Origin of the sequence: Cytobacillus sp. IB215316 (assembly GCF_033963865.1) — a bacterium.
Lineage (GTDB): Bacteria > Bacillota > Bacilli > Bacillales > SM2101 > Nanhaiella > Nanhaiella sioensis.
Map to the genome: position 1 here is coordinate 65,838 of NZ_JAXBMC010000004.1, position 12,167 is coordinate 78,004.

A 12,167-nucleotide genomic window follows, 5' to 3' on the forward strand; every position below is an offset into this window, starting at 1 on the left:
GATTATATAGCAGGAAAACTTAAATAATTGGGAGGCAACAAAATTGAATATTCAAAAGCTTAATGAAAATGAGTTTTCTCACGAATATGGAATACTTTGTAAAAGAATTGCTGCTTGGGAGAATGTTCCTGATCCTCCTTTTGGATCTTCATATTGTGTTATTAAACCAGGCCATTCTTCTGAACCACATAATCACCATGAAGGCGAATTATTTTATATATTAGATGGTTGTGGAGTTATTGAAGTTGATGATGAGATAGCAGAAGTTGAAAGTGGGGACGTCATTTATTTAAATGCTTTTAGTACGCACTCTTTAAGAAATAATACGAACCATAAAGATTTAACATTTTTAGCCGTATGGTGGGAAGATAGTAAATTACTAGAGGAAGCGCTCGATACAGGTTCTCACAATTATGCGCATAAGACGTTAATTACTGCCCCGCCACCAACACCTAATGGCGATTTACACCTTGGTCATCTATCTGGGCCGTATTTAGGCGCAGATATTTATAATCGATTTTTGAAGCTACAAGATCTTATGAGCCATTATATAAGCGGGACAGATGACTTTCAAAGTTATGTTCCCCTTAAAGCAGATCAGCTCAAAAGATCCCCAAAAGAAGTAGCCGATTCTTTTGGAAAAGTGATTGAAGATACTTTTTCTTTAGCTTCGATAAAAATGGATCATTTATACAGACCAAACCACTCTGTTGAATACTTAGACTTTATCCAACAATTTTTTATGAAACTATATAACCAAGGTAAGTTAATTGAAAAGGAAGTACCATCCTTATTTTGTGAATATTGTGATTGTTATTTATATGGTGCTCATGTCAAGGGAAAATGTCCTCACTGTTTAGAAAGCAGTGATGGAAATGGGTGTGAGAAGTGTGGTCAACCGAATGATTGCACAGATATGCTCGATGTAAAGTGTAAGCAGTGTGATCATATTCCTTCAATAAAAATGACAAAGCATTTATACTTTCCTCTTCAAAATTATAATAATCAGCTACGTGAATACTATAAAAAAGTTACGATGGGTTCACATCTACGTTCGCTTTGTGAAAAGCTATTATCAGACGGGTTACCCGACATTCGTATCACCCATATTTCAGATTGGGGAATACCAGTACCATTAGATACGTATAATGATCAAATTTTGTACGTTTGGTTTGAAATGGCACCAGGTTATTTGGCTGCAACCGATCAGTGTTTAAAGCAATATGAGACAAATGACAGTTGGAAAACGATATGGAAAAATGATCAATCAAAAAATATACAATTTTTTGGTTTTGATAATGGTTTCTATTATGCAGTCCTTATTCCAGCGTTACATATGGCATTTGATTCTGACATGGATTTACCTGATGTTTTTGTAACGAATGAATTTTTACAATTAGATAATTTAAAGTTTTCTACGAGTAGAGGTCACGCTATCTGGGGTCAGGATATTTTTAGAAAAATTCCAACTGACCAAGTCCGTTTTTTTCTTTCCTACATTCGTCCAGAAAATAGACAAACAAATTTCTCTTTATCAGAATTTGAGCACACGAATGAACAGGTGTTAATGAATGAGTGGCAAAATTGGCTGCAACACTTATTAGATAAAGTAAATCATCGATACGATGGAGTAACTCCTCACGTAGGTAATTGGTCAGATAGGCATCTATCTTTTTATGAAATGATAAAAACCACTGTCACTGAAGTAACTAAGGCATATGAAGCAGATAGCTTTTCACCACAACAAGTAACTAGATTATTAAATGAGTTTGTTCGTAAATCCTCAGCTTTTGGTGAATCCGAGCAATATTTAGGTGATATTACCTCACTAATTGATGACTATCAAACAAGTATATCGCTAGAACTGACATCGGCAAAACAATTAGCAATATTAGTTGCGCCAATTATGCCACAGTTTTCACAGTTACTTTGGAAATGCCTAGGAATAAACGAACCAATTAAATGGGAATATAATCCAATCATTATAGAAGGTAATTTACGAATTTCTAGTTCCCAGGATACATTCTTTCTTCCTATTAAGGAATGTCTAAGAGAATTAGAGGTGAAGTAACTTGATGGAAAGAGATGTAGTTATAATTGGTGGAGGAGTCATTGGTGCATCCATATTATATTATTTATCGAAAAATGGATATAATAATGCTGCATTAATAGAGAAAAGCCATTTTGCTTGCGGTTCAACTGCAAAATCTGGTGGGTTCATAAGAGTCTACCACTCTAATCCACTTTTAACGGAGATGTCGATGGAAAGCTTTTCATCTTTCAAAAATTTCGAACAAGAAATAGGTAGGTCCTGTGGTTACATAAAAACAGGATTGCTACATTTAATACCTGACAATCAAGTTACCTACATGTTAGATGAAGTAAAAAAGCTACAACAACAATATGAATATTCAATAGAAGCTTTGACAATAAATGAAGCGAAAAAGCTGTTCCCTTCTCTTTCGTTTGATGGAGTCGGAGCAGTTGCCTATGAACCAGAAGGTGGATTTGCAGATCCAGTTCTAACAACAAAAGCTTGGATTGATGCGGCTAGATCTTTAGGAGCAATAGCAATGGAAGGCACAGAAGTCACAGATATTGTACTTGATAATGAGAAAGTAGTAGGAGTCAACACGACAGCAGGTTTTATCCAAGCAAAGGCAGTTATTCTAGCTACAGGTGCTTGGAGTTCAACTTTTATACAGCAGCTTCAATTAAACTATCGAATTCGGAGTAAAAGTATTCAAATTCAATTTGTTAAGAGACCTGAAGAAGCATTGATGCCACCAGCTTTCATTGATAATACGACAGAGTTATTTAGTAGACCAGATACTCATGATCTTGTACTAGTTGGCTATCCAACAAATCAGTGGGATATAAATCCCGATGATGTAAGTGCAATGGATTATGATGAAACATTAAAGGTAAACCAGATCGCTAAGAAGCGTTTTCAATGGTTTGACAACAGCACCTTTTCTGGTGGAAGGTTAAGTTTTGATGGTTATACAAATAATGAAGTAGGAATTTTAGAGGAAGTATCTGGGTTAAAAGGCTTAATAATATCAGCTGGATGGAGTGGGGGAGGGTATAAACTTTCCCCAGCAGTAGGACAAAGAACAGTTAAACTCATCAAAGAAATGGAACAATAAATAAAATGAATTATGTTTAAAGTAAGGTTGGTCAAGAAAGGGCTCTTTTCGTAAACGTCTTGTAATAGTTCCTAGAGAAGAAAAGATGCCCTGGAACAATAGATATCTACGTATTTATATCTTAGAGCGAAAAGCAACAAATAATTCGAACACAGCCAACAAGTAAATATCATAAAATACTAACTACTTATAAAGAAGGAAGGTCAGTAGATGAAAACTGTAAAAAAAGCAATTATCCCTGCCGCAGGCTTAGGAACTAGGTTTTTACCAGCAACAAAAGCAATGCCTAAAGAAATGCTTCCAATTGTAGATAAGCCTACTATCCAATACATTGTGGAAGAGGCAGTAGCTTCAGGTATTGAGGATATTATGATTGTCACTGGAAAGGGTAAACGCGCAATTGAAGACCATTTTGACACAGCTTTTGAGTTAGAACAGAGCTTAATAGAAAAGGAAAAATATGACCTGCTTCATAAAGTTCAAGCAGCATCTAATATAGCTAATATTCATTACATTAGGCAAAAAGAACCAAAGGGTTTAGGACATGCTATTTGGAGTGCAAGAAAGTTTATTAATGATGAACCATTTGCTGTTTTGTTAGGGGATGACATAGTCGTATCAGACCCTCCTTGCTTAAGGCAGTTAATTAATGAATATGAGGAAACAGAAGCACCAATTATAGGTGTACAACAAGTACAAGAGCATGAGACTGAAAAATATGGAATTATAAACCCTATAGAAAAAAATGGCCGACGTTATCAAGTTAGTGAATTTATAGAAAAACCAAAACAAGGTACAGCTCCGTCAAATTTAGCAATAATGGGTCGCTATATATTAACACCACAAATATTTCGATTTTTGGATAAGCAGGAAGTAGGGGCTGGGGGCGAAATACAGTTGACTGATGCCATTCAAAAGTTAAATGAAATACAACGTGTTTTTGCTTATGATTTTGATGGTGTGAGATATGATGTGGGTGAAAAATTAGGTTTTATTCAAACGACGTTAGAGTTTTCTATGAAAAATGACGAGATAAAGTCCTCCGTTATACGTATAATGGAAGATTTACTTCAGAGAGAAAAAGTAAAACCTCAAGCATAAAGAATACAAACAATATTGAAGAAATCAATAACAGGGATTAAGTAATGTAGGTCAATTATATAACATAAATAATGTTGATTGTGCGCTGGAATTATTGATCCAATGTGACAAAGAAGGGGACCTCATATAAACAAGCTGAAAGACAAAAGAGGCAACCGACAAGGATGTACGAGTTCGAAAGTGCTATTTTGAATCAAATATAGGTTATTATGTGTGGTCGGGACTTCCACTTTGACCATAGAATTATATATACTTAAAGTAATGAATACTAAATGAAGAAGGTGGAAGTAATGGAAAGGTTATATGAACTTCTTAAAAACCATTATGATGAGATGGTGGAAATCCGGAGACATTTACATCAGCACCCTGAGCTTTCTTTTAAAGAAGTAACAACACCTGCATACATTGCCGATTATCATAAGCACTTAGGCCATGAGGTTAGAACAGAAGTAGGAGGACGTGGAGTTGTTGCTACGTTACGAGGTGGTCAACCTGGAAAGACAGTGGCACTTCGAGCTGATTTTGATGCATTAGCAATCCATGAAGAAAATGATGTGGAATATAAGTCAAAGGTTGACGGAGTTATGCATGCTTGCGGACATGATGGTCATACTGCGACATTGTTAGTATTAGCTAAGGTGTTAAATATGATGAAGGAAGAGTTACAAGGAAATATCGTCTTTATTCATCAGCACGCAGAAGAGGTAGCTCCAGGAGGGGCGATTGACATGATTAATGATGGCTGCCTTGATGGTGTTGACGTAATTTTTGGAACACACTTATGGGCAACTTCACCTGTTGGACAGATTTCATGTAGGGAAGGTGCACTCATGGCTGCCGCTGATAGATTTGAAATTACTGTACAAGGTAAAGGAGGTCATGGGGCAGAGCCTCACCTTACAAAAGACTCAGTAGTTATAGGAGCACAACTTGTTACAAATCTGCAGCAAATTGTTTCTAGAAGAGTAGACCCTTTACAATCGGCAGTAATTTCTGTAGGGTCTTTTGAGGCGAGTAATCCATTTAACGTCATATCAGATTCTGCTGTTCTAATTGGTACAGCTCGATCATTTGATGAGACAGTGAGAGATCTAATTGAACAAGAGTTAGAGAGAGTTGTCAAAGGAACATGCCTTTCTTCTGATGCGGATTATACATTTAACTTTACAAGAGGTTACCCTCCTGTAATTAATCATCAAGCTGAAGCTCAGTATTTAATGGATATAGCGAAAAATGTACCTGGTGTAGATGAAGTTATTACGTGTGAGCCTTCTATGGGAGGAGAGGATTTCGCGTATTATCTTCAACATGTACAAGGCGCATTCTTTTTCACAGGAGCAAAGAGCCCTACATGGGAAAAAGCTTATCCACATCATCACCCTAAGTTTAATATTGATGAAGAGGCTATGTTAATTGCTGCCAAAACACTAGGAGCAGTGACTTTATCGTACCTTAAGCAATATGCTACTATAAACGCATAATGGAAGTTGTTTAATATTTTATGAAATTATTAGATTCTAGTTTGCTATAAAGAAAAATGGCTACAGCATTGTTAAAATGTTGTGGCCATTTCTGCTTTTCTGTATGTCTAGCTCCACCTCCTAATCCCTCGAGGTCACTTCACCATTTCATTTGAAGTCAAAGAGCGCCTTCTAATGAAATGCTTCCAGTGCTTGTCGGGATTAAGCAGTCGGCTCCACTTTTCTAACTGTCTAGCTCCAGCACCTATCCCCTCGAGTCGCTTCACCATTTCTCATGAAGTCAAAAAGCGACTTCAAGCGAAATGCTTCCAGCGCTTGTCGGGGATGAACAAGGCGCTTACGCTTTTCTTAATAAGTTAGGGCTTTGGAGATGACCCAGCCTATTGCTAATGACATTAATAATAAGAATGCACCAACCGCACGGTTATCTTTATCAATTGCTTCTTTAATACTAAATCGAATCGTCACAACTTCAGCTAAAATGGAAGCAATAATTTGTGCGAGTATCCCGATTGAACCCCAAATAATCATGTCAATGATAGAGATCGAGTATTCCATTGCCGATCCAATAACAAAGGCGATACCAAGGAGCTTACCACCAATGACCATAGCTGCTGCTCTGTTCCCCTGTCCTATCATTTTGAATTTTTCATTCTTTGTCGTTAGTTCAAAAACAATAAGCCCAATAATTAACATCAATAGTGCAGTACCAGCATAAGCTAGAAAGTTTAAGTATAAATTCATTATAGTTCTCCTCTCGACATTTTCATCTTTTGATACCGATTGGCAAAAAATAAGATAGATTATCAGTTATTTTGTTTCCGACACGATAGCCAATGGCACTTGCTCTCCCTTGGAGTAAAAAAGAACCTATAATAATATGGCCTTCTTTCATTCCGTTCACTGTTTGAAAGCTAGTCGTTGGTAACTCGACTAATTGTTGGTACACAGGCAAAGAGCTCGTATAGGACTTATTCTTATCCTCTAGTATTTTTTCTCCTTTTGATGAGAATATTTCAACAGTATCTCCTTCTCGTCCGAAAGAAGGTTTTTTGACATAGTTTAGTTCATTTGCTATTAAAGGGTCTGCCTCTAAATAAGTAGGGAGAAAATGTTTTGATATTCGATCATGCTCGATTTTAGAAAAAAAGTCACTCTTATCCTCATGTAGCCCCCAAATGGCTGCAAGAATCGCTTTAGATTGTAATAAAAATGCTGAGGGTGGATTGATAATTGCAAGCTTTTGATCACGAACAAGGTCAAGTAACATGACCCCTATATTATTGTTAAACTCATCTTTATCACATACCAAATGCTCTAAAGGATATGTTTGACGATATAACACATCGATTTTACGCCCATTTTCATCGTATAATCCTTCTGATTGTTTAATTTGTAACTTATGAAGCGGCACGAATCTTGAAGGAATATTTGCCAAGTCTTGAAGATAAAGTGAGGTGTTTAAATCTTCATCACTTTCTTCGTGGGATGTAAATACGACATACGGGTTGCTTATCTCCTGTACATAATTAATACTAGAGAGAATCGCTTGTCGTACAGAATTTGCTAAAAGTTCTTCTTCATGATGATTAGGGTTTTGATACCCGAATGCATCACATACCTTACCGTTGATTGAGAATAGCTCTTTAATAAAGGTAGGTGTATCAGCGTTAAATTCTAAAACCTTATAAGTGCTACCTACTTTTACTAGATCAAGTCGTGCAATGATCGTTTCTACGTCGATGGTTTGTAGACGAAGATAAGGAATTGACTCATTGGGGAACCCAAGCTGCTGCAGTGTTTCGTTATTAACGTGCCTTAATAGTCGAGCAACCTTAAAAAAGATGCTCCCAATGTGACTTGAAGCAAGGCGGATGTTTTCTACTTCATCCTTAGTGAGAGGATGAATATCAAATAATGCGTATTCTTGACCATACATGTCAGGCCAAAATTTGGGTATACGATCGTAAAACTCTCTTCTGCGAATTTCCCATTCCTTCATCGTAGTAGTTATTACCCTCCGTATGATCCACTGCTACTCTTACCAAATCCAGATGAACTACTTGAACTTGATTGTGACTTTTGAGTGGAAGTTGTTGATTGTTCAGAATTAGTTGACACGGAATTATTTGAAGATTTAGTTTGTGACTGGTTTGATTGGGAGGTGGAATTGTTAGTATTATTGTTTACAGCATTCGTTGAAGATGGAACAAAACTTTTACTATACTTCCCACTTTTTATGTCAGCTTTTGTTTTGAATAGCTTATTTTGATAAAAATAATGACCGCGATAATCTGAATCATCGTCATCACATTCATACATTTCATCATCAACATCCCAGTCCCACTCATCACAGCCAACTACCGATGGCTCGATTGGAATGGTTCTTGTATCCCCGTCTCCGCTATCAGTTGTTTCATAAGTATACTCATTTGCCGCACTTGCACAACCAGATAACCCAGTTGCAATCACAGCCGCTGATAAACCTTTAATTAATTTTGTAGTTTTGCTCATAGTACACCTGCTTTCAAAAAATCACATTCATATCGTACCATAGAAACTTAATGTTGTAATTAGGTAGTTATGGTAAAAAATGATTGATTTGTCCTTCTTTATAAAGAGTATTATACGATCATATTTTCTTCCCCTTATCTCTTTTACGTGTTGCGTTAATAAAAGTTTCATCCTACATGCTTCCTGTTGTTAATGATGTAGCTTCTGTAACCGAATTATCGATAGCCATCTCTTTGTGGAGATAATACGCTACAAATGGTAATTGTAAACATATATTTAATTTTTAGTGAGAAAAACATGGTAAAGCAGTTATATAAAAGTTGACAATTATTTTAATATGTTTATAGTAGGTAGTATAATAACTACTAAAGGGAGTAAGAAGTGGAAGAAATTTATAATGAACTTCAAAAGTTGGGTTTTTCTAAATATGAATGTAAAGCTTATATAAGCTTGCTAAAGAAATCTCCTAGTACAGGATATGAAATAAGTAAGCTTTCAGGAGTTCCACGATCGATGATATATGAAGTGATAGCTAAATTGTTGGATAAGGGTGCGATATATAAAGTGCCTTCTGATCCAGTGAAATATAGTCCTGTACCTGCTAAGGAATTAATCACAAGGTTTAGGAGCCAATTTGAACAGTCATTTGATTACCTAGAAAAAAATTTAATGACATTAGAAGGAGAACGCGAAGCAGATGTTATTTGGCATATCCGTAGTGACGAACTAGTTATAGCGGAAATAGTTGATTTAATCGGCAGGGCTGAAAAAGAACTATGGTTATCAGTATGGGAGCCACAAACTCCTATGATACAAGAAGCTGTCGATCAGCGTCATGAAGAAGGAGTTAAAATCTTTACTATTTTGTTCGGTAATCGACATTTACAATTAGGTTCGACTTATCACCATAACTACATGCCACCAGATGTAGTGAAAGAAAGAACAGGTGGTCATTTAACAATTGCTGCTAGAGATGGAGAAGAGGTAATCATAGCAAATTTTTCTGAAGAAACACCTGCTTGGGCAGTCAAATCGAAAGATCCTGCACTTATATTAGTCGCAACTGAATATATTAGGCATGATATTATGATTGAAGAAATCACTCGTAAATTTGGTGAGGATAAATTAGATTCACTATGGAGAAAGGACAATGACCTTCTTCATGTTGTAACAGGAAAGCGGTTCAAATGAATTGGGCCGCCTTTTTTACACACGAATTATTAGTAGTTAGAAAGATAACATCTAATATTAAGTTGTTATGTAAACTTGTGAAGGGAGAAATGTGATGGCTAGCATAAATGTTGAACAAAAAAACATATCCCAGAGAAAAAAACTACAAAATAGTCACTTGTTCTTAAAAGGGTCAAGGGTTGCTCTACCAATTGCGATTGGTTATTTTCCGATTGCAGTTACATTCGGAATGATTGCTGTCCAATCAGGTTTGTCGCTATGGCATTCAACCTTTATGTCAATCGCTGTCTTTGCAGGTGCGAGTCAATTTATGGCAGCAAGTATGGTGATGGTCAATGCAACTGTAATCGAAATTATTGTAGCTACATTTGTCCTTAATTTTCGTCATTTCATTATGAGTATGTCATTCATAAATAAACTAAACCATATTCCTATGAAGTGGAAAGCTTTGTTATCTTTCGGTATAACAGATGAAACATTTTCAGTATTTTCATTACAAGGTAAGGAAAAAGATGCCACAAATCAATTTTTTATTCTAGGCATATTTGCAACAGCGTATGTATCATGGATAGCAGGGACTCTTGTTGGTGGACTTTTTTCGAGTATTTTTCCGCCGGTTATTAGTCAAGGTATGTCCGTCGGTCTATATGCAATGTTCATTGCCCTAGTAGTACCAGTAGCGCGGAAATCAAGGTTAGTATTGAGCATCGTTGTAATAAGTATGGTCATTTGTACATTTGCGTCAATGATTGTAAGCTCAGGTTGGGCTATTGTCATAGCTACACTTATAAGTAGCCTCATAGGTGTGTTTTTCAAAGAACGAGAATCTATACAACAAAATAGCTAGTAAACTTGCATTGATCAAATTATACCCAATCACAAAAGGGTAGGTTAATAAATGTTATCAATGATAGAAATGAGGTTTGTAGATGATATGGAGATATTATTAATTATTATTGGTATGGCAATTGTAACATTTATACCTCGTGTTATCCCAGCATTTGTCATTAATTTCGTTACATTTCCCAATTGGGTTAATCGTTGGTTATCATATATCCCATATGCAGCATTGGGGGCACTGATTTTCCCAGGGATTTTAACAATTCAAGAGGATAATATATTTATTGGCTTAACCGGAGGAATTGTTGCTGTATTATTGTCGTTATTACGTTTACACATTTTGTTAGTGTTATCAGGTTCAATCATAGCTGTCGTTATCATGTTAATAATGATGTAGTCTCTTTTCGGAAGCTTTGTTGCTAATGGGTAGGGTGATAAAGTTTTATCGGGCCCCATAACGATGAGGTCATTATAAGACAACGCAAAAAAGGTGGATACAATCTTGTTCCACCTTTTTGTTATTTTCAAGTAAGTTATTTTACAACACGTAATACTACATCGATATTACCACGAGTAGCTTTTGAATATGGGCAAACGTGATGAGCTTCTTGAATTAATTCCTTCGCCACATCAACTTCCACACCAGGAATCTTCACATCAAGTTGAACTGCTAATTTAAACCCGCCAGCTGGATCGTTTCCAATTGATACTTGTGCAGTTACTTGAGTATCTCCAATCGCCATCTTTTTATTACGAGCAACTAATTTTAATGCACTTTCATAACAAGCTGCGTATCCTGCTGCAAATAATTGCTCTGGGTTAGTTCCACTTCCGCCAGGACCTTGAAGTTCTTTCGGCATGCTTAAATCTAATTGAATAGCACCATCACTTGAAGAAACCTTTCCTTCTCTCCCACCTTGAACTGTAGCTTTTGCTGTATAAATTGCTTCCATTTTTCATTCTCCTTTATAGTAAGTGTTACACAATTTAGTTGTGCGCAATTTAATTTTGTAATACTAATATAACTGGTAAAATTTTATTTGTCAACAGTTTTTATTTATGTTTTGGAAGAGTATTGTGTCATCAGAATCATTATGTGCTGATCAACATGTAAATATTCAATATGTTTTTACGTTAAAAATAACTAACGTGATCTGAGTAGTTGACAATTAATGTGTAAAAAGATAATTTTATTTGTAAGAAATTAATTGTGCACAACTTTTTTGAAATGTAGGTGGGAAAAAATGAACAATGATGAATTACTTAAATTAGATAACCAGCTCTGTTTCTCTGTTTATGCCTTATCTAGAGAAATTACTAAAATGTACCGACCATTATTAGATGAGCTTGGCATAACATATCCTCAATATCTTGTTTTACTTGTACTGTGGGAAAGTGGAGAGAGCACAGTGAAAGAGTTAGGTGAACAATTGTTTTTAGATTCTGGGACTTTAACGCCCTTATTAAAAAGAATGCAAGATGGAGGGTTGATCGTTAGAGAAAGGTCTAGTGTAGATGAAAGAAGAGTGTTAATTAAATTAACCGAGGACGGGAAACTGTTGCAAGAAAAAGCTATTTGTATACCAATGTCATTAATTGACAATGGTGAGATGTCATCAAATGAATTGGTCAGTATGAGGAAACTAGTTCAACAGCTACTTAATCAAGTACATCAAGTGAATGTAAAAAAGTAGTGATTATCATACATGCAATTAGATGAAATGTTAAAATTAAAATGTAATGATATTTAACCACTTGCATTAATGTAGATTTTTGATAAAATAATTTTCAAACTTATATATTTATTAAACGATGAAGGATCAATAGTAACTGAAAATGTTGTTTAAGCGAATCAGGGATGGTGGAAGCCTGATAAAAAATCAGTGAAACG

General features: G+C 35.8%; 12 protein-coding genes. 8 read left to right on the top strand and 4 right to left on the bottom strand.

The features are described from left to right. Positions 1 to 43 precede the first annotated feature (43 nt). The 4 genes from SLH48_RS09200 (at position 44) to SLH48_RS09215 (ending at position 5,731) form a co-directional block, all read left to right on the top strand. On the top strand, positions 44 to 2,071 hold the full coding sequence (locus SLH48_RS09200; RefSeq protein WP_320257919.1) for a class I tRNA ligase family protein: 2,028 nt from the start codon (positions 44 to 46) through the stop codon (positions 2,069 to 2,071). Positions 2,072 to 2,075: 4 nt separating this feature from the next. Further along, a complete protein-coding gene (locus tag SLH48_RS09205) occupies positions 2,076 to 3,149 on the top strand; it encodes an FAD-binding oxidoreductase (protein ID WP_320258079.1) in 1,074 nt (357 codons plus the stop codon). Between the two features lie 210 nt (positions 3,150 to 3,359). Beyond that, on the top strand, positions 3,360 to 4,250 hold the full coding sequence (galU, locus tag SLH48_RS09210) for a UTP--glucose-1-phosphate uridylyltransferase GalU (RefSeq protein WP_214482888.1): 891 nt from the start codon (positions 3,360 to 3,362) through the stop codon (positions 4,248 to 4,250). A 290-nt stretch (positions 4,251 to 4,540) separates the two neighbouring features. Beyond that, on the top strand, positions 4,541 to 5,731 hold the full coding sequence (locus tag SLH48_RS09215) for a M20 family metallopeptidase (protein WP_320257920.1): 1,191 nt from the start codon (positions 4,541 to 4,543) through the stop codon (positions 5,729 to 5,731). Positions 5,732 to 6,079: 348 nt separating this feature from the next. On the opposite strand, the gene SLH48_RS09220 is transcribed toward SLH48_RS09215, so the two are convergent. The 3 genes from SLH48_RS09220 to SLH48_RS09230 are packed head-to-tail and all read right to left on the bottom strand — an operon-like array spanning position 6,080 to position 8,245. Further along, positions 6,080 to 6,475: a DUF350 domain-containing protein gene (locus tag SLH48_RS09220; protein WP_320257921.1), complete on the bottom strand. Its 396-nt coding sequence runs from the start codon at positions 6,473 to 6,475 to the stop codon at positions 6,080 to 6,082. Positions 6,476 to 6,497: 22 nt separating this feature from the next. Continuing rightward, positions 6,498 to 7,733: a glutathionylspermidine synthase family protein gene (locus SLH48_RS09225; RefSeq protein WP_320257922.1), complete on the bottom strand. Its 1,236-nt coding sequence runs from the start codon at positions 7,731 to 7,733 to the stop codon at positions 6,498 to 6,500. A gap of 11 nt (positions 7,734 to 7,744) precedes the next feature. Further along, a complete protein-coding gene (locus SLH48_RS09230; protein ID WP_320257923.1) occupies positions 7,745 to 8,245 on the bottom strand; it encodes a hypothetical protein in 501 nt (166 codons plus the stop codon). A 381-nt stretch (positions 8,246 to 8,626) separates the two neighbouring features. Here SLH48_RS09230 and SLH48_RS09235 point away from each other — a divergent pair, with 381 nt between their 5' ends. From SLH48_RS09235 to SLH48_RS09245, 3 genes are all read left to right on the top strand, one after another. Next, positions 8,627 to 9,436, top strand: a complete 810-nt coding sequence (locus SLH48_RS09235) for a TrmB family transcriptional regulator (RefSeq protein ID WP_320257924.1) — start codon at positions 8,627 to 8,629, stop codon at positions 9,434 to 9,436. Between the two features lie 94 nt (positions 9,437 to 9,530). After that, on the top strand, positions 9,531 to 10,283 hold the full coding sequence (locus SLH48_RS09240) for an AzlC family ABC transporter permease (protein ID WP_320257925.1): 753 nt from the start codon (positions 9,531 to 9,533) through the stop codon (positions 10,281 to 10,283). A gap of 51 nt (positions 10,284 to 10,334) precedes the next feature. Continuing rightward, entirely contained in the window at positions 10,335 to 10,673 is a 339-nt protein-coding gene (locus SLH48_RS09245; RefSeq protein ID WP_250886660.1) for an AzlD domain-containing protein, read from the top strand. A 136-nt stretch (positions 10,674 to 10,809) separates the two neighbouring features. On the opposite strand, the gene SLH48_RS09250 is transcribed toward SLH48_RS09245, so the two are convergent. Next, the gene (locus SLH48_RS09250; RefSeq protein WP_214482895.1) at positions 10,810 to 11,229 is read right to left on the bottom strand and encodes an organic hydroperoxide resistance protein; all 420 of its coding nucleotides are present in this window, start codon (positions 11,227 to 11,229) and stop codon (positions 10,810 to 10,812) included. Between the two features lie 291 nt (positions 11,230 to 11,520). On the opposite strand from SLH48_RS09250, the gene SLH48_RS09255 reads away from it, so the two are divergent. Further along, a complete protein-coding gene (locus SLH48_RS09255) occupies positions 11,521 to 11,970 on the top strand; it encodes a MarR family transcriptional regulator (protein WP_320257926.1) in 450 nt (149 codons plus the stop codon). Positions 11,971 to 12,167 lie beyond the last annotated feature (197 nt).